The organism is Nostoc sp. JL31 (assembly GCF_017114965.1).
In the GTDB taxonomy this organism is placed as follows: Bacteria; Cyanobacteriota; Cyanobacteriia; order Cyanobacteriales; family Nostocaceae; genus Nostoc; species Nostoc punctiforme_A.
Genome location: NZ_JABXKO010000122.1, coordinates 61,807 through 81,777 on the forward strand (window position 1 = coordinate 61,807; position 19,971 = coordinate 81,777).

Sequence of the window (19,971 nt, forward strand, 5' to 3'; positions counted from 1 at the left end):
TATAACCTTTATTTTTACGTTCCATCTTTTTATAACTTTCTAGGAAATGAGCAAACATGGAGTAATAAATAATAAAAAATACTTAAAATGACAACAATTGCTGAATCTCTTCAAATAGCATCTAAACATCATAGAGCCAATGATTTAACCAAAGCCGAACAACTGTACCGTCAGATTTTGGAAAAAGAGCCTAACCACCCAGAAGCTTTATATGGGTTAGGCATACTGGCACAGCAGGTCGGTCAGTTCCAAAATGCTGAACAGTTTTTAAATGAACTCCTCCAGATTCAGCCCAACTCCGTCAAGGCTTGGTTCAGTCTAGGTAATTTATATCAAGCCCAAGGTCAGTTACCAGCAGCGGTGGAAGCATATCAGCAAGCCATAGCACTAAAGACAGACTCGGCGCCACTTTATAATAACCTTGGCTATACTTTGCAACTACAAGGCAAATGGGAAGAGGCAGTTGCTTGCTATCAAAAATCATTAGAGTTACAGCCCAACTGTATTGAAGCTGACGCGAATTTGGGTAACGCATTGCACGCCCAAGGAAAGCTTTCTTCCCAACAACAGGCTCAATACGGGAAGTTAAACAATGAGTTAGGCAGAAGTCGGCACCAAGTAAAAGATTTAAAGACTGCTGTGGCTTACTATCGAGTTGCGATCGCTTTACAGCCTGATTTGCTTGATGCTCACTATAATTTGGGAATTGCGCTTCAACAACAAGGTGATTTTGAAGAGGCAGTAGCCTCTTATCAAAAAATATTGGAACTTTATCCTCACAACGGAGAAATTTACTTCAAATTAGGCAAAATTTACCAAGATCAAAACAAATTACCAGAAGCAATATCTGCCTATCAACAAGGGTTGAAGCTCACCAATCCCCACTACCTCAAAGCGTTTGTAGCTGATGCAGAAACCGACAAACATGAGGAAGTGCCGATTACACCGGAGCTTCCTCAAGAGGAAGTAATTGTGAGAAACTATAAGTTTCCCAAAATTCCAGCCGTTGTGGCTAGTGAAAAAAAGAGGCCATTCTGGAGTGTGGTGATTCCTGCATATAAACGTACTGACTATCTTCTCGAATGTCTAGCTAGTGTTTTAGCACAATGGACTGGAGAAGAAGAAATGGAAATTCTGGTAATGGATAATGCCAGTACGCCGCCACTCTTCGATCTAGTGAATTCTATTGGCAGAGGTATAGTAAGCTACTACCGAAATTCGCAAAATATTGGGTTAGCGGGAAACCATAATACAGGGATTACACTCAGTCGAGGGCAATGGATTCACATACTTCACGATGATGATTATGTTCTCCCTGGTTTTTATTCCCAACTCAAGCAGAGTCTAGAAGATTGTTCGGATTGTGTTGGAACAGCTTTCACAGGTTTTGATAATATTAACGAAAAAGGGGTATTTCTTTCCAAAGGGGATATTTGTGACTGGTATGGAGAGCACAGAGGTATTATTCAAGATTGGCTGTTACAGATTGTAGTGACAAATCCGTTGAGACCCTCGGCAATAGTTGTTCGTCGGCAAACCTATGAAAGACTAGGGGGATATTGTTCTGAGTTGAGCGATCTTAACGGGTGGGAAGTGTGTAAACGGATTGCTACTTTTTATGATTGTTGGTATGAACCAAAAATTTTGGCTTGTTATCGCGTAGATACAAGTTGGTACACTAACAAAATGTCCAATGATCTTTTTTTGACAGGAAATCATGCAGTATTTCTTCGCCGTGCTATCGAGATTACAGAGAGCTATCTTCCAGACGATCTTTGTACAGAGATGACAGCAAAAGCCCGTAGCTATAACTTTGAATATCTTCTAGAAAGTAAGGTAATCATTCCTCTAAGAGCTGGTAATTTGACTGGTGCTTTGCGTATGCTCCAAGAAGCTCTAAAAATCGATTGTTCTCCTCAAGCGATTGCCAAGTTATTTGCTTGGTTGACTAAAGATGAAGCTGCTCCCTTACGGAATGAGATTGCTACCAAGTTGCTTGCTATTCCTGGAGAAAATATTCTAGACAATACTCCTACTGAATTAAAATCCCCACAAACTGCGATCGTAGCTTAGGATATGAAAATACTTGTAACTGGAACTGAAGGTTATATCGGCTCATTATTAGCTCCCCTGTTGATTCAAGAAGGTCATGAAGTTATTGGTTTAGATACTGGCTTTTATAAAGTAGGTTGGCTATATAACGGCACCAAGGTAACTGCCAAAACCCTCAACAAAGACATCCGCCACATTACAACAGAAGAACTGCAAGGTGTAGAAGCAGTAGTTCACATGGCAGAACTCTCTAATGACCCTTTAGGTCAGTTAGCCCCTGATATCACCTACGATATCAACCACAAAGGCTCAGTACATATAGCGAAACTGGCGAAAGCAGCTGGAATCCAACGCTTTGTCTATACTTCGTCATGCAGTGTCTATGGTTTTGCCACTGAAGACTATGTTAGCGAAGAGTCTACCATCAATCCTCAAACAGCTTATGCCAAATGCAAAGCACTTGTCGAACAGGATGTGAAACTCCTTGCTGATGATAGCTTTTCTCCCACCTTTCTCCGAAATGCCACAGCCTATGGCGCTTCTCCAAGAATGCGTTTTGATATTGTCTTAAACAATCTAGCCGGTTGGGCATGGACAATTAAAGAAATCAAGATGAACAGCGACGGTACACCTTGGCGTCCCCTAGTGCATCTATTGGATATCTGCAAAGCAATTATCTGTACCTTAGAAGCTCCGCGTGATGTAATTCATAACCAAATTTTCAATGTTGGTGATACAAATAGCAATTATCAAGTCAAACAAATTGCTCAAATAGTTGCAGATGTCTTTACAGATTGTGAATTGAGCTTTGGTAAACATGATCCTGATAACCGCAGCTATCGGGTTTTATTTAATAAAATTAACCAAAACTTACCAGGATTCAAATGTGAATGGGATGCCCAACGCGGTGCCCAACAACTATATAATGTCTTCCAGCAAATTGATATGGATAGAGGAATATTTGAGTCTAGAGGCTTTACTCGCCTGAAACAACTGGAATACCTCATACGCACTCAGCAAATCGATCGAGATTTCTTCTGGCAGACTGTTTAAAAATTTTATATAATAAGTTATGAATTTACTAAAGCCAACAAATAATCAGCTAATAACTGGTAATTGTCTATTCTGTGGAACAGGCTTACACCATACCTTTGTAGATTTAGGTATGTCTCCTCCCTGCGAAAGTTATCGCAGTCTCAAACAACTCAATGAAGTAGAGCCATTTTATCCTCTGCATGTCTATGTTTGTGAGGAATGTTTTTTAGTTCAACTCCAAGAATACATTAGTCCAGAAAATATTTTTAGCGACTACGCTTATTTCTCTTCCTACTCTGATAGCTGGTTACAACACGCCAAAAAATACGTTGATTTAGTAGTAGAACGTTTCCAATTAAACCAGGAAAGTCAGGTAATAGAAATTGCTAGTAATGATGGCTACTTGCTGCAATACTTTGTTGCCAAAGGCATCCCGGCGCTGGGAATAGAGCCAGCAGCAAATGTTGCTGAGGTAGCAATTCAAAAAGGTATTCCTACAGTTGTCAAATTTTTTGGACAGGAGACAGCCCAAGAACAGGTTGCTAAGGGCAAACAGGCAGATTTATTACTCGGAAATAATGTCCTTGCTCACACACCATATCTCAATGATTTTGTCAAAGGAATGAAAATTATCCTCAAACCGCATGGTGTAATAACTATGGAGTTTCCTCACCTGATGCGGTTAATCGAGGAAAATCAGTTTGATACTATTTACCACGAGCATTTCTCTTATTTTTCCTTTCTTACTGTAGACAAGATTTTTGCTGCTCACGGCTTGACAATTTTTGATGTAGAAGAATTAACCACTCATGGTGGTTCTTTGAGGATTTATGCCCGCCACAACGAAGACTCTTCTAAACCTATTAGCGACCAAGTATCAGAACTAAAAAATAGAGAAGAAGCAGCTGGTTTTAGGCAATTAGAATACTATTTTTCCTTTGGAGAACAAGTTAAAGAAACTAAACGCAACTTATTAGATTTTTTGATAAAAGTTAAGCGAGAGGGAAAATCGATTGTTGGTTACGGTGCTCCAGGTAAGGGAAATACTCTCTTAAACTATTGCGGTATCCGCACAGATTTTCTTGACTATACAGTAGACCGGAACCCTTATAAACAGGGTCAATTTTTACCAGGAACTCATATTCCGATTTTTCATCCAGACAAAATTGCCGAAACAAAGCCTGACTATATACTAATTTTGCCCTGGAATCTGAAAAATGAAATTATGATACAAATGGCTTACATTCGGGATTGGGGAGGTCAATTTGTTGTACCAATTCCTGAAGTTAATGTCTACTCTTAAGTATTTAATATTTTTGCTCGTCAAAAAGGGGTAAGTGACATGAAAGTAGTTTTATTTTGCGGTGGCTTAGGAGCCAGAATGAGAGAATATTCAGAAAGTATTCCTAAGCCAATGGTGAATATTGGTTATAGACCAATATTATGGCACGTCATGAAATACTATGCTCACTATGGGCACAAAGATTTTATCTTATGTCTTGGTTACAAGGCCGACCTCATTAAAAGTTATTTCTTAAATTACAATGAATGGCTTTCTAATAACTTTAGCCTTTCCAATGGTAGCCAAATTCAGTTATTTAATCGGGATATTCAAGATTGGAATATCACATTTGTAGATACAGGGTTAACTGCCAATATTGGACAAAGATTCAAGGCAGTAGAAAAATATTTAGAAGGAGAAGAAGTATTTTTAGCTAACTACAGTGACGGTTTGACAGACTTACATTTACCAACGTATATCAATAATTTTTATCAGCGTGATAAGATTGGTAGTTTTTTATCTGTCAGGCCAAGCCAAACTTTTCACTTAGTTGATATGCAAGAGAATGGTTTGGTAAAAAATATTCAAGATGTAAAGCAATGTGATATTTGGATTAATGGAGGATATTTTATTTTTAAAAAAGAGATTTTTGACCATATAAATTATGGTGAAGAACTGGTTATGGAGCCTTTTCAAAGATTGATTGCGAAAGAAGAACTTTTTGCATATAAATACACTGGCTTTTTCGGAGTAATGGATACGTTTAAAGAGAAACAACAGTTGGATGATATGTATGCTCAAGGTAAAAGACCTTGGGAAGTTTGGGGAGATGAACAAGTACAAGTCGACCATGTATGATCCAACTTAGTTTGAATAAAATAGAAGAATCTGAGTACAAAATTCTTTGTCTTGGCTCTCATTGTGATGATATCGAGATTGGTTGTGGAGGCACAATCTTAAAGCTAATAGAGAATTATCAAGATGTTGTTATCTATTGGGTTGTCTTTAGTTCCAATGAGCAAAGAGCAGAGGAAGCAACCACAAGCGCTAATCTCTTCTTAGAAGAAATCCCAGTCAAGAAAATTATCATTAAAAATTTTCGAGATGGCTTTCTACCTTTTCAAGGGATAGAGGTGAAGGAATGTTTTGAACAGTTGAAGCAAGAATTTTCACCAGATATAATCTTTACTCATCATCGAGACGATCGCCATCAAGATCATCGCTTAATTTCTGACTTTACTTGGAATACCTTTAGAAATCATTTAATTTTAGAATATGAAATACCCAAATATGATGGTGATTTGGGTATTCCTAATTTCTTTGTCCATTTAAATGAAACGCTCTGCCGCCGAAAAATTCAATATATTTTGGATGCGTTTGCTACCCAGAATAATAAGCAGTGGTTTACAGAAGAGACTTTTCGTTCAATTCTCAGAATTCGGGGGATTGAATCAAATTCACCGAGTAAATATGCGGAAGCATTTTACTGTAGAAAAATATTTTTCTGAAAAATTAAAATTTGAATTTAATCTCAGGTTTGTAAATTTATGATATTTACTGAAACTAAAATAAAAGAAGCGTTTATTGTTGATTTAGAACTGCACCGAGATATTCGCGGCTTTTTTGCTCGGAGTTTCTGTACTCAGGAATTTCAAGAGCGTGGCTTAAAACCTACTATTGCCCAATGCAATTTATCTTTTAATTATAAAAAAGGAACATTGCGGGGTATGCATTATCAAATGCCTCCTTCTCAGGAAACAAAATTGGTGCGTTGTATCAGGGGGGCTATTTATGATGTAATCATCGATTTGCGTCCAGATTCTCCTAGCTATTTATCTCATATTGGTATAGAGTTAACTGCTGAAAATCGTCTTGCTCTCTATATCCCAGATAGGTGTGCTCACGGTTTTCAAACTCTGAGCGATGAGACGGAGGTGATGTATCAAATGGGTGATTTTTATGCACCAGAATATGCTGGCGGGTATCGCTATGATGACCCAGCTTTTGGTATTGAATGGCCTCTATCTGTGACTGAAATTTCGGATAAAGATCGGGCTTGGAGTTTATTTGAATCGAAAAAAATTGTAACGACTACGGTGATGTAAGACTTTTAAGATCAATTTAAAAATATATAGTTGCTGAGTAAATATAGGATTAGGAACGCACAGAGGCGCAGAGACACGGAAAATCAAAATTTGAAAAATTAAATTTTGATTTTCATACTTAACACTGTGTTCAAACTTTGTTACAGCAGATGAGGGGCGAAGTGAGTACAATTTATTTTGATTCGATTTTTAGTGATGAAATCAGACGCAAGCATCTTTATAATGGACAAGTGTTTGTCTTTTCTCCTTGCGCCAGTGCGATCGCACTATGTGATTTTGCTCGTGGTCTGGTTGAAGAAGCATTTGCCCCTTTAGATCCGAGAGAAGCACAACATAGCCTGCCTGTAGAGAAATACGTTGAAATTTTAGCACAACTCAAGCCAACTTTTATCCATCACCCTGAATCTAAACAACTCATTCAAGGCATCTTGAAAGAAAGTGGATGTGACTTGAACAAAACCTATTTCGATGTACCTCGCCTAAGAACAGCAACCAGCGATCGCTATCTGACTGCTGGTATTGCTTACGCTTTCCATCCTCATCGTGACACCTGGTATTCTGCTCCTCTGTGCCAGATCAACTGGTGGATTCCTGTCTACGATATTACCCCAGAGAATGCGATGGCATTCCATCCGCGCTACTGGAGTCAACCAGTTAAGAATAGCTCAAGAGATTATAACTACGCTCAGTGGATTAAAGAAAGTCGCAAAAATGCGGCACAGCACATTAAAACAGATACACGCAAGCAACCCCATGCAGAAGAAACTTTAGAAATGGAGCCGCAATTGCGGTTAATTACACAAGTCGGTGGCATGATTCTCTTTTCAGGAGCGCAGATGCACTCCACTATTCCCAACACATCAGGCTATACCCGTTTCAGTATTGACTTTAGAACTGTACATTTTGATGATGTCATAGCTCAAAAGGGTGCGCCAAATATTGATTCAGCTTGTACAGGAACTTCTTTAGGCGACTTTTTACGAGGCACTGACTTCTACCCGATTACTGACACATTGTTGTTGTCTACAACAAACAATCTTTTGTAGAAGAACTTTTGTTTTCCATCCAATCTGTGAGCAATAAATGGTGAACTCTGTTGAAAAATTGTCTGGACAAACAATACTAATTACAGGTGCTAGCGGATTTCTAGGATCTCATTTAGTCCGTCATTTATGCCACAATGGTGCAGAAGTACATGCTGTTTCTCGCAGTTTTCATACTTCTGATATAAGCTGCTTGCGATGGTGGCACGGTGACATGGAAGACATTAAGTTTGTTCAAAATCTTTTCTACAGCATTAAACCTGACCTAATCTTCCATTTATCCGGTCTTGTGACAGCAGTTCCTAATCTAGAGTTCATATTGCCTACCTTTCACAGTTTACTGACTAGTACTATTAACTTATTGACGATAGCTGCCGAAATTGGTTGTAATCGCATTGTGTTAATAGCTTCTTTAGAAGAACCAGAACAAGATCGTCCTGAAGTAGTTCCTTCTTCTCCTTACGCTATTGCTAAATTTGCTAGTAGTACTTATGGTCGCATGTTCCATCGACTGTATCAGACACCTGTAGTTCTTGTTAGACCCTTTATGACCTATGGACCAGGGCAAAATGTGTCTAAGATCGTTCCTTCTGTTATTCTTTCCTTGTTGCAAGGGCAAGCTCCAAAACTTAGTAGTGGAAAGCGTCAAGTTGATTGGATTTATATCGATGACGTAATTGCAGGACTTCTCGCTGCAACACAAGTTCCTAATGTAGAGGGTTATACATTTGACTTAGGTTCGGGAGAACTAGTACCCATTCATGCAGTTGTGTCCCAGCTTGTTAATCTGGTCAACCCTCAAATCCAGCCACTATTTGGTGCTTTACCTGAGCGGCCGATGGAAAGAATAAGAGTAGCTGATATGGCTTATACATACGATAAACTAGGTTGGCAACCTTCAATTTCTCTAAAGAAGGGCTTGGAATTGACTGTAAATTGGTATACAAAACATCATTAACAATTCAAAATTCAAAATGACGCTTTATGGTTGCAGATAGACTTCAGAATATTAATTTAGTCGATCTAAAAAATTCTTTTAACTTAAAGGATATCAGTATAGAAATTTACCAACTAATTTCTGATTTATATCCCATTTGTCGTAGTATTACAGGTGATGGTTTTAGAGAAACTTTAAAAATTCTCCAGCAGTATATTTCTTTGTCAGTTCATGAAGTGCCAACAAGAACAGAGGTATTTGATTGGACAGTCCCTCATGAGTGGAATATTAAAGATGCCTATATTAAAAACTCTCAAGGTGAAAAGATTGTAGATTTTAATAATTCAAATTTGCACGTTGTTAACTATAGTATTCCCATACATCAAAAAATATCTCTTCAAGAACTTAAATCACATCTATTTACACTTGCGGATTATCCTAATTGGATTCCTTATCGAACATCATATTACAAGGAAAGTTGGGGTTTTTGCCTGACTCATAATCAGTATTTGCAACTAAATGATGAAGAATATGAAGTATGTATTGATTCTTCTCTGCAACCAGGTTATTTGACTTATGGCGAGTATTATATTCCCGGAGACAGTACTGATGAAGTCTTGATTTCTTGCCATGCCTGTCATCCTTCACTGTGTAATGATAATCTTTCAGGAATTGCGATCGCTACTTTTATCGCTAAATATTTAAGTCAAACTACACCAAGATATTCCTATAGATTTCTCTGGATTCCCGGAACCATTGGCTCAATTACATGGTTGGCTCTCAATGAGGCTAAAGTCAATAACATTAAACATGGCTTAGTATTAACTTGTTTAGGAGATGCAGGCAACTTTACCTACAAAAAAAGCCGTAGAGGTGACACTGAAATCGATAAAGTTGCTGCTTATGTACTCAAAAACTCAAAACAAGATCACAAAATTATAGATTTCTTCCCCTATGGCTATGATGAGCGACAATATTGCTCGCCTGGATTTAATTTAGCTGTAGGTTGCTTCATGCGATCGCCTCATGGTAGTTTTCCTGAATACCATACCTCGGCAGATGATTTAAATTTCGTTCAACCCCAATATCTTGCCGAGTCATTCTTTCAATGTAATTCGATGTTGTATATCCTCAACAATAACGAAATCTACTACAACAAAAATCCCAAATGTGAGCCACAGTTAGGTAAAAGAGGAATATATCGGGCAGTTGGTGGTAGCAAAGATAGCGGGCTAAATGAAATGGCAATCCTGTGGGTTTTAAATTTATCTGACGGTCAGCATACTCTATTAGATATTGCAGAAAGGTCGGGTATGTCATTTGATGTGATTAAATCTGCTGCCGATACATTATTAACACATGACTTATTAACAATTAAAACCAACTAAGTTTGAAAAAGATTGCAAAAATGAAATTCCCTATGACAAAAACGTAGGCAAGTCCTTACCACCGGGCAGTTTAAGAGAAAATTAAGGGGTTAGAACCTTTGGAGGTGGGGCAATACTTCTCGGTTAGGCATTTTTAATTCTGAATTGGGTTTTGGGAAAAGGTTGCTGGGTTGGGTTAAAGATTTTTTTTCCTTTTCCCCAAAACCCGAGAAGTATTGGGAGGTGGATTTGATGTATGTAGTCGCAAATTCTATTTGCTAGGACTGCCAACTTTTTGTATGTTCTTATCCTCAACTCTTATGTAATAATACTGCTATTATATTGATATATTTGATGTTATTTTTACATTCTATTTATAATTACTGCCCACTAAGTAGCTGAACTTTATAATCTAGAATCTACTTCACCTCTTCACTATTACCTGGAAAAATATCCTATTTAGCTTCATGATTACTTGAACTAAATGTCATTACTTATACCATTGTAAGAGCAGTTTAGATGATTGATATTAGAGAAGTAGTTTAAAAACATAGCTTGTCTAGTACATGAATAAAAAATGGGCTGTTAAACGACTCACAATCAATCTCACATCAGGTGAGGCACAGAAGCTTGAACAATACTGTTCAACAACGGGGAGACCAGCAACTGATGTAATTCGGGAGTTAATTCGCTCTCTTTATCCTAAAGATGAAAAAGCCTCTGAAACCTCGTGAATCAGACTGCAAAAAAATCAAATCATGATAAGTACATCTTAATTTGCCAGTGAAATATGCTGCTTAACAGTTATCAGCTAACAGTGAATCCCGATAATTAAAGTTAGGGAATCGAAATAAGAATACTCTCTTACAAAGTTCAGAGCCGAGGAAATCTTCGCTCTGACTTTTGCTTTAGATATGGTGCAATCTAATGCACTTGCATCATTAAAAATATCAAATTAATTGAATAAAAGGTAGAATTCAGAATCAAGATGCTCTTACTAGTACAACACGGCGGAAATAAACCAATCATTCCAAATCAACGAAAACCTTATGCTGTATTCATTTTTAATTTTTAATTTTTAATTCCGCCTTGCGGTACTAGCTTGCTTATCCGTAGCGGTAGCAAGTTTGTAAACGTTTTGTAAAGCACCAAATTTAAAGTTTTATGGGTGTCTTTAACCAGTAATTTATCCATTTTTTCGGGTAGAATAACATTCTTGTCTCTAGCTTTGCTCTTGAATCTTTTTGCCAAATAGTAATATTACTGATCTTTTCGGAATATTTTTAAGCTAGATATAATACTTACCACTTATTTACTTATACTTGCCAAAGTATTAAGAATTTAATCCCTAATTTATTCAATTACAAATAATGGTTAGAAAAACCTTGGTTAAAAATCAGCCAAAGGTAAGCAAGTCTGTGGGCGAACTCAGGATTTGTGCTGGATTTATAACAATCAGCTTTGCGATCGCCGCAATATTGTGTAACTATCAGGATGCAATCGCCCAAACTCCTGAACCTCAGACGTTACCCCCAGGTCGGTTAGATGATCTTCCTGACACCCCGTTACCGTCGGATGTGCTACCCAAGCCACCAGACGAGAATCAATTGCTTCCATCCCTAAAACTACCGAATCAGCCGATTCTGGAGCAGAATGACCCTAATACCAAATTTCGGGTCGATCGCATTGAAGTTTTGGGCAGTACAGTTTTCAAAGCAGAACAGTTTGCCGCTGTCACAAATTCCTTTGTGGGACGAGAACTGACATTTGCAGAGTTGTTGCAAGTTAAAGATGCCATCACCAAGCTTTACACTGATAACGGCTATGTCACCACAGGCGCATTGATTACACCACAGACAATAGAAGCTGGGACAATCAAAATTCAGGTGATTGAGGGTAGTTTGGAAGAAATTAAGATTGTCGGTAATAGGCGATTACACACTCAATACATTCGCGATCGCATCAAACTTGGTGCAGGTAAACCCCTAAATGTACCGCGTTTAATAGAAAAGCTGCAACTACTCCGCCTCGATCCGCGGATTCAAAACCTGTCAGCCGAGTTGCAGACAGGCGTGCAACCGGGAACTAATGTGTTGCAAGTGGAGGTTAAAGAAGCAGGAACTTTTAAGCTGACAGCAAGCGTGGATAATGGGCGATCGCCAAGTGTGGGCAGTTTTCGCCGGGGAGTGGATCTGCAAGAAGCCAATTTATTGGGTTTGGGCGATATACTGAGCGTAGGATATGCCAATACCGATGGCAGTAATACAATCAATGTCAATTACACGCTGCCAATTAATGCCCGCAATGGCACTGTATCCTTCGGTTTTAACCAAGGATGGAACCATGTAATTGAAGAACCATTCAGTGTCCTTGATATCCAGTCAAATACTCGCTCTTACGAATTGAGCTATTGGCAACCACTGGTGCAAAAACCAACCCAAGAGTTGGCAGTGGGGCTATCGTTTTCGCGCCAGTCAAGCCAAACTGAGTTAGGTCTTGATAACATTGGGCCGTTCCGGCTTTCCCCAGGTGCAGATGCGAACGGAAAAACCAATATTTCTGCCCTGCGCTTTTTTCAAGAATATATCCAGCGAAGCAACCAGTATGTATTTGCGGCGCGATCGCAATTGAGTTTTGGTGTAGATTGGTTCGATGCTAATGTGAGTGATAATGAACCAGATAGCCGCTTTTTCGCGTGGCGGGGGCAGGCGCAGTGGGTACGGCAATTAGCACCGGACACTCTATTTTTAGCTAGGGGCGATTTCCAATTGGCAGCAGATTCTTTAGTGCCTTTAGAGCAATTTGGTCTTGGTGGACAGCTAAGTGTACGGGGCTATCGCCAAGATGCATTACTCACAGATAATGGTATGTTATTTTCGGCGGAATTTCGAGTACCAATTGTCCGCGCTGCTAAAATTGGCGGAGTGTTGCAACTGACACCCTTCATTGATGTAGGTAAAGGCTGGAATACCAAAGGCGAAAATCCATCACCAAGTACGCTTGTTAGTACTGGGTTGGGGCTGTTATGGAAACAGGGTGATGAGTTCTTGACCCGCATAGATTGGGGCATTCCTTTGATTTCAGTGGACGGTGAAAGGCGATCGCTCCAGGAAAATGGACTGTACTTCTCAGTAAGTTATTCAGCGTTTTGAGGCAATCAATAATCCCTATGACTATGAATATAATGCCGTTTAGGGAACCCTATATATATTATTAATAGAAAGTGAGCGATGAAAGCAGCTTCTGTTTGCTGGGGTTTGATTAATTTAATGCTGACAGGTGGGATGCTCCTTTGGTGTGCCTCTGTGAGTGCCCAGCTAACTCCCGATGGCACCCTCAATACTGCTGTCTCCCAAAGTGGTAATAATTTTACCATTACTAACGGTAGTGCCGCCAACAGTAACTTATTTCACAGTTTCCAGCAGTTTTCGGTTCCCACTGACGGTTCGGCTACTTTTGATTTAACCAACACGCCCAACATTTCTACCATCTTCAGCCGTGTTACTGGCGGTAATATCTCTAGCATTGATGGCTTGATTCAGACGATTAACGGCAACAACCCCGTCAGTCTGTTCTTGATCAACCCTAGTGGGATAATCTTTGGAGCCAATGCTCAACTAAACATTGGGGGTTCGTTTATTGGTAGCACTGCCAGCAGTATTAAATTTGCCGATGGCGCTGAGTTTAGTGTAATTAATTCTGAATCTGCCCCCTTGTTAAGCATCAATGTTCCCATTGGGTTGCAACTGGGTAACAATCCCGCACCCATCAACATTCAAGGTACAGGACATACTTTGAGGAATGTCAGTGGACTGGCTCTGGTTCCCCCGATTCAGATTCCCAGTTCTACAAAACTGCGGGTAAAGCCGGGAAACACCCTAGCTTTAGTGGGTGGCGACATACATCTAAATGGGGCAAACCTGATCGCTGAAAGAGGGCGAGTTGAATTGGGTAGTGTAAGCGGTACAGCATTAGTAAACCTGATATCAACCGCACAGGGCTATACACTGGGATATGGGAATGTACAAAGCTTTGGCGATATTCATCTGGCACAGCGATCGCTATTAGATATCAGCGGCGTGAATGCAGGTTGGGTTCAAATTCAGGGTAGGCAAATTCAATTCACCGATGGCTCTCTGGTACTGGCGCAAAATTTTGGCAATCTCCCCGGTGGTGACATTCGCCTTCAGGCTACAGAGTCCATTAATCTGATTGCCAAAACAGCTGATGGCACAATTCAGAGCGGAGTGCGTAGTGATGCTTTGGGTATGGGAGCTAGTGGGAATATCAGCGTTATTACTCCCAACTTCACTATCAAGTCGGGAGCGGGGTTGAATAGCACAACTCTTGGAGCAGCTCCCAGTGGCAATATTTACATTGATGCAACCGCCATTGAACTGTCTGGCTTTTCACCCAATAATCCTGCTAACGTCACCACGGTAAACACTACTACACTAGGCGCTGGAAATGCTGGTGATGTTTTCGTCAATGGTAATAGTCTACTAGTATCAAGCGGTGCCTCACTATCTTCGGCTACCTTTGGCAGTGGTTCTAGCGGTAAAGTGACGATTCGTAACACCAACACCACGGTGATGGGAGAAAGTCCGTCTGGACTTTACAGCAACATTAGCTCAACTACATTTGCAACCGGAAGTGCCAAAAACTTGACTCTGAATACTGCTAAATTGCAAATTCTGGATGGGGGAGCAGTTGCTACCACCTCATTTTTTGCAGGTAATGGAGGAGATTTGAGTATCAATGCTACTGAAGCGATCGTTATCAGTGGTCAAGGTCGAGCAACTAATAGTAGCATTAACGCCTCCACAATCCGACCCGATCCATTAGTGCGCAAACGATTCGGTCTGCCAGATATATTAACAGCGAATGCCGGTATTTTGAGCATTACGACACCGAACTTAACGCTAATGGATGGCGGGACAGTCAGTGTCACCAGTCAAGGTAGTGGAAATGGTGGCAATATTAATATTAGTGCAGATACCATCCAATTAAAGAATCAAGGGTTTATTCAAGCACAAACAGACTCCGGTAATGGTGGCAATATTAAATTGTCCACCAAAAATCTGTTGCTTCTGCAAGACAATAGTTTGATAACCTCAACAGCTGGCGGTTCAGGGAATGGAGGTAATATAAACATCAATGCACCCATCATCATCGGCTTAAAAAACAGCGACATTATTGCCAATGCAGTACAAGGCAGAGGTGGTAATATCCAAATCACTACTCAAGGCATCTTTGGGCTGAAGTTCCGCAACCAACTCACTCCTGACAGTGACATCACCGCCAGTTCCCAATTTGGGGTAAGTGGCACGGTTCAAGTTAATACTATCGGTATCGATCCAAATTCGGGTTTAGTCGAACTGCCTGCAAATGTCACCGATCCATCCCAGCAAATTGCTACAGGCTGCGCGGATAGTGAAGGCAGCCGCTTTGTGGCAACGGGACGAGGTGGTGTGCCGCAAAATCCTAATCAGGTGACAAGCGATGTCTACGATGGGCTGCGCTTACGTACCTGGGATGATATACGAGATTTGTCTGCTTACCGCAAAACTGGTGATCTAAATGTCCAGATTCCAGCATCCTCAAAGGTTCTCGTCGAAGCCACAACCTGGCATCGCAATGCTGACGGTAAAATTGAATTGATTGCGGTTAAACCAGCGTATGTACAACCATCTTTAACCTGTGCTGCCGTTCGTAAAAGTTGATGATGTTAGCGAAAATACCATTTCGGTAACACTAACTTCCAAACCACAGAATTCGTAGACTTATTGGGAATATTTGGTCTACGAAAGTAGTAGTTAGCAATCCGGTATTCGATAGTTTTAGCAAGACGTTTAGTGGTATTACCGTTGCAGTAGCTAAGGATGCGGTTGGTCAGGGTGGGAATATTAACCTACAAGCCGATCGCCTGCGGGTTTTCAACGGAGGACAGATCACCTCATCAAGTTTGGGTCAGGGTTCTGCTGGCAGTGTCAATCTGCGAGTCAATGACATAGATGTGCAGGACATCTCTCAACCTTTATCCGATGGTGGGATACTGCCTAGTAGCATCACCGCATCCTGAGCAAATGCCTTTACTGCTCGGTCAGTGAATATCACATCTGACAGCTTGCGTGTCCGCGATGGCGCAGAAATTACCGTCAGCAATTCTAGAACAGGGGATGCGGGTAATCTCAATATTAACGCTCGTAATATCTTCCTCGATAATGGAGCCAGCCTGCGAGCCGAAGTGAATGGAGGTAGTCGTGGTAACATCGGTCTCCAAGCAAGCGATTTTGTCTTGTTGCGGCGCGGCAGTAGCATCATTAGTTGATCAAATTTTAAGGTGATATAGTATACAAAATAATTAATCTTTTTAGTGATATTACTTATGATTTTCCAAATTAAACAACTTCGTTGGCTATATATCAGTCTGAGTATTTTGAGCTTGTGTTTGGCAATAACCATTACACCTACTAGAGCGTCTCTGTCAGTACCAACAACTTCTAGCCTGAATGTGTCAGCATCGACTTCTCAACCGACTAATTGGCTAGAACAGGGACGAAACCTTTACCATTCAGGACGCTTTGCAGAAGCAGTGACGATTTGGCAAACGGCAGCACAACAGTATCATACCCAAGGCGATCGCCTCAACGAAGCTCTAAGTTTAAGTTACCTGTCACTGACACAACAGGAGCTTAATCAATGGCAAGCAGCCCAACAGTCTATTGAGCAAAGTCTGAAACTGTTGCAAACCTCCATTCCCTCTGCTGATGCAATTCTCTGGGCACAAGTACTCAATACCCAAGCAAATTTGCAATTGCATACTGGCAATGCCGAAACCGCCCTCGATAGTTGGCAACAAGCTCAAAAATTTTATGAGCAAGCAGGCGACACAATGGGAAGCCTGGGTAGTCAAATCAACCAGGCACAAGCTTTACAAACTTTAGGATTTTACCGCCGTTCTAAACAACAGTTAGAGGCACTGACTCAAAAACTCCAAGGGTTGCCGGATAATGAAATCAAAGTCAGCGGACTGCGATCGCTTGGTTTAGCCTTGCAAATAATTGGCGACTCTGGTAAAAGTCAACAGATTTTAGAGCAAAGTTTAGCGATCGCCCAGAAAATTGCAGCGAAACCCCATTTGAGTTCTATCCTTATAAGCCTCGGTCAAACTGCCGTTGACTTGGAAGATCCAGAATCAGCATTAAATTACTTTGAACAGGCTCAACTCTTAACAACTAACCCAAGCGATCAGTTACAAGCGCGTTTAGCTCAGTTCAAACTTTTCCTCAATTACGACAAACTGGAGTTTGTTAACCCACTCGCACCTCAACTACTCCAACAACTCCAGGAACTGCCCCCCAGTCACACCTCACTCTACGCAGCAATCAATTTTGTTGCCACCCTAGATCGTCAGTCAAATCGTGAGCAAATCCTACCGCTGAAGGATTTGGCGCAACTGATGGCAGTCACAGTCAAATCTGCACAGCAAATCCAGGATACTCAAGCCGAAGCTCATGCACTAAATCAGTGGGGAAAACTCTATCAGCGTACACAGCAATTATCTGAAGCACAGGAGTTAACTCAGAAATCCCTCAACATTGCCCGCCAACTCCAAGCTAACGATATCATTGCTCAATCTGCTTGGCAGGTGGGACAGTTGTATAAACAACAAGGCGATCGCTCAAAAGCGATTACCGCTTATACAGAAGCAGTCAACGCCTTAAAGGCACTGCGGGCAGATTTGGTGGCTATCAACCCTGATGTCCAGTTCTCTTTTCGCACTAGTGTGGAGCCTGTCTACCGGGAACTGGTTGATTTACTTCTAGAGAATCAACCTAGTCAAGCAGAACTAATACAAGCTCGTGAATTGATTGAGGCACTTCAAATTGCGGAACTCGATAACTTTTTTCGGGAAGCCTGTTTAGATAAAACTCAACAAATTGATCAGGTTGATCCTACTGCAACCGTCATTTATCCAATCATCCTGCCAGATCGTTTAACAGTAATTCTCTCCAAAGCAGGGCAACCACTCCGTTCCTATGTTACTCACAAACCTCAAGCGGAAATTGAGCAGACTCTAGACAATTTTTTGGTTGCTCTTAACCCTGTTTCCGATTCCCAAAACAGAGATCGATTGTCTCAACAAATTTATAGTTGGTTGATTCGTCCAGAGGAAGCAGATCAAGCATTGATTGATACCAAAACATTGGTGTTTGTTTTGGATGGTCGATTGCGGAATATTCCCATTGCAGCTCTTTTTGACGGTAAGCAATATCTGATTGAGAAGTATGCTGTGGCGCTCTCGCCAGGATTGCAACTGATGGCGATGCGATCGCTTCATCAAAACCAGATGAATGCGATCGTTGGTGGCATTAGCCAATCTCGCGCTGGCTTTAGTGCTTTGCCTGCTGTGGAATCAGAGGTGAAACAAATTTCCAAGTCAGTATCGTCCTCTGTGTTGCTAAACCAGAAATTTACCAGTCAAGCCCTTGCTGAACAAGTGAAATCCAGTAGTGCAGGTATTGTCCACCTAGCAACCCACGGACAGTTTAGTTCCCGCCTAGAAGATACCTTCTTGCTCACTTGGGATGGACAAGTAAATGTTAAAGAGTTATCTGAACTCCTGAAAAATCGGGGTAGCGATCCATCGAAAGCCATCGAGTTGCTGGTACTAAGTGCTTGTGATACAGCAGCAGGAGACGATCGCGCCGTCCTGGGACTAGCAGGTTTAGCTGTCAAATCTGGCGCTCGCTCAACTATCGCCACCCTATGGCCCGTCAAAGATCGGGCAGCCGCGATGCTAATGACTCGCTTCTATGAACAACTGCGACAACCCAAAATCACTAAAGCCGAAGCACTAAGACAAGCACAAATTAGCCTAATTCGCCAAACTGATTTCCACGAACCGTTCTTTTGGTCTGGCTTTGTTTTGATCGGTAACTGGATTTAGCTAAGTAATACAACGGAGTATTCTGCCAATAAATACGCTATTTTTTACACGGTTTTAGCTCAAGCTCGCCTATACTGCTAATAGAAGTTCCCTGACTTTACTGTTACTTAGACTTATTCTCTGAGCTTCTGACCATAGTCGAAACAAACGTATTTTGTTTGTATCACATTGCAATGACATAAGGAAAACATCATGAAACGTCGATATTTAGCTAGTACATTGAGCGTCATCGCTCTGATCGCTAGCACTACATGGACTAGTGCTTATGCTATTACATTTACCCCACCCGCCAACAGTGGCTCTCCTAGACAAGCAACCGGAGGAGCTTCTCGCGGTAGTATATTTACACCGACTGCTGGGAAAGGTGCGCTTAGACAAGCAACCGGAGGAGCTTCTCGCGGTAGTATGTTTACACCTACTGTCGGGAAAGGTACGCCTAGACAAGCAACAGGAGGAGCTTCTCGCGGCAACCTCTTTACACCTGTCGTCGGGAAAGGTACACCCAGACAGGCAACAGGAGGAGCTTCTCGCGGCAACCTCTTTACACCTGCCGCAGGCAAAGGCGCTCCCCAACAAGCAAGTGCGGGTGCTTCTCGCGTTGGTACTTACTACTTAAATCCATCGATTACAAATACAACGCAACCAGCAGCGCTAATCGCCCTCTTGCCTCAAAACTTCTATGGCACAACAGTGTCTGAACGTCCCACAATATTGGTGTATATCCCGGCTTCTAATGCCCAAGAAGCAGTGTTCAGCCTCAAGGATGAAGCTGGCAATATGCAACATCAAATGAACATTTCAGTTCCAGAGAAAACTGGAGTAATCGCGATCAAATTACCAGCTAATGCACCCGCTTTAGCCGTTGGTAAAAACTATCAATGGTTCCTAGCACTCAAAGTAGATGGTCAACTCAGTCCGAGTACGCCTTACGTCGATGGTTGGATTCAGCGTATCCAGCCCAGCGCAGAGTTGGCAACAGCAATCCAAGAGCAAGATGCTCTGAAGCGGGCTACTATTTTGGGTAAAAACGGTGTTTGGTATGACTGTGTGGCAACACTTGCATCGGTATATACCACTCAACCTAACAATGCAACTCTCCGAAAACAATGGGAAGAACTTCTATCCTCAGTGAGTTTGAAGGAGATTGTAACAGCGAACTTATTAGCATCTACTAACTAATGCCAATTTGGGGATTGG

The 19,971-nt window shown here is 41.2% G+C and carries 15 protein-coding genes; all 15 read left to right on the forward strand.

Annotated features, from left to right (window positions below; translation table 11 throughout):
- Window positions 1-87: 87 nt before the first annotated feature.
- The 15 genes from HWQ43_RS32785 to HWQ43_RS32855 all read left to right on the forward strand — a co-directional run bounded on the left by HWQ43_RS32785 (window position 88) and on the right by HWQ43_RS32855 (window position 19,953).
- Window positions 88-2,073, forward strand: a complete 1,986-nt coding sequence (locus HWQ43_RS32785; protein ID WP_292741405.1) for a tetratricopeptide repeat protein — start codon at window positions 88-90, stop codon at window positions 2,071-2,073.
- 3 nt (window positions 2,074-2,076) lie between these two features.
- On the forward strand, window positions 2,077-3,105 hold the full coding sequence (locus HWQ43_RS32790) for an NAD(P)-dependent oxidoreductase (protein WP_292741407.1): 1,029 nt from the start codon (window positions 2,077-2,079) through the stop codon (window positions 3,103-3,105).
- 19 nt (window positions 3,106-3,124) lie between these two features.
- On the forward strand, window positions 3,125-4,390 hold the full coding sequence (locus HWQ43_RS32795) for a class I SAM-dependent methyltransferase (RefSeq protein WP_292741409.1): 1,266 nt from the start codon (window positions 3,125-3,127) through the stop codon (window positions 4,388-4,390).
- A gap of 39 nt (window positions 4,391-4,429) precedes the next feature.
- The gene (locus HWQ43_RS32800; protein WP_292741411.1) at window positions 4,430-5,227 is read left to right on the forward strand and encodes a sugar phosphate nucleotidyltransferase; all 798 of its coding nucleotides are present in this window, start codon (window positions 4,430-4,432) and stop codon (window positions 5,225-5,227) included.
- On the forward strand, window positions 5,224-5,877 hold the full coding sequence (locus HWQ43_RS32805; protein ID WP_292741413.1) for a PIG-L deacetylase family protein: 654 nt from the start codon (window positions 5,224-5,226) through the stop codon (window positions 5,875-5,877). Before HWQ43_RS32800 ends, HWQ43_RS32805 begins: the two co-directional genes overlap by 4 nt.
- A gap of 39 nt (window positions 5,878-5,916) precedes the next feature.
- Window positions 5,917-6,474, forward strand: coding sequence for a dTDP-4-dehydrorhamnose 3,5-epimerase (gene rfbC / locus HWQ43_RS32810; RefSeq protein WP_292741415.1), 558 nt, complete (start codon window positions 5,917-5,919; stop codon window positions 6,472-6,474).
- 161 nt (window positions 6,475-6,635) lie between these two features.
- Window positions 6,636-7,520 carry a hypothetical protein gene (locus tag HWQ43_RS32815; RefSeq protein WP_292741416.1) on the forward strand — a complete coding sequence of 295 codons (885 nt, stop codon included), beginning with the start codon at window positions 6,636-6,638 and terminating at the stop codon, window positions 7,518-7,520.
- Window positions 7,521-7,557: 37 nt separating this feature from the next.
- Window positions 7,558-8,475, forward strand: coding sequence for an NAD(P)-dependent oxidoreductase (locus HWQ43_RS32820; protein WP_292741418.1), 918 nt, complete (start codon window positions 7,558-7,560; stop codon window positions 8,473-8,475).
- Between the two features lie 26 nt (window positions 8,476-8,501).
- A complete protein-coding gene (locus HWQ43_RS32825) occupies window positions 8,502-9,842 on the forward strand; it encodes a DUF4910 domain-containing protein (protein WP_292741420.1) in 1,341 nt (446 codons plus the stop codon).
- Between the two features lie 545 nt (window positions 9,843-10,387).
- Window positions 10,388-10,555, forward strand: coding sequence for a CopG family transcriptional regulator (locus tag HWQ43_RS32830; RefSeq protein ID WP_094348841.1), 168 nt, complete (start codon window positions 10,388-10,390; stop codon window positions 10,553-10,555).
- A gap of 636 nt (window positions 10,556-11,191) precedes the next feature.
- The gene (locus HWQ43_RS32835; protein WP_292741422.1) at window positions 11,192-12,973 is read left to right on the forward strand and encodes a ShlB/FhaC/HecB family hemolysin secretion/activation protein; all 1,782 of its coding nucleotides are present in this window, start codon (window positions 11,192-11,194) and stop codon (window positions 12,971-12,973) included.
- Window positions 12,974-13,051: 78 nt separating this feature from the next.
- Window positions 13,052-15,544: an S-layer family protein gene (locus HWQ43_RS32840; protein WP_292741424.1), complete on the forward strand. Its 2,493-nt coding sequence runs from the start codon at window positions 13,052-13,054 to the stop codon at window positions 15,542-15,544.
- 383 nt (window positions 15,545-15,927) lie between these two features.
- Entirely contained in the window at window positions 15,928-16,152 is a 225-nt protein-coding gene (locus HWQ43_RS32845; protein ID WP_292741427.1) for a hypothetical protein, read from the forward strand.
- A 57-nt stretch (window positions 16,153-16,209) separates the two neighbouring features.
- The gene (locus tag HWQ43_RS32850) at window positions 16,210-18,774 is read left to right on the forward strand and encodes a CHAT domain-containing protein (protein WP_292741430.1); all 2,565 of its coding nucleotides are present in this window, start codon (window positions 16,210-16,212) and stop codon (window positions 18,772-18,774) included.
- A 192-nt stretch (window positions 18,775-18,966) separates the two neighbouring features.
- Window positions 18,967-19,953, forward strand: a complete 987-nt coding sequence (locus tag HWQ43_RS32855; protein WP_292741433.1) for a DUF928 domain-containing protein — start codon at window positions 18,967-18,969, stop codon at window positions 19,951-19,953.
- Window positions 19,954-19,971: the final 18 nt, after the last annotated feature.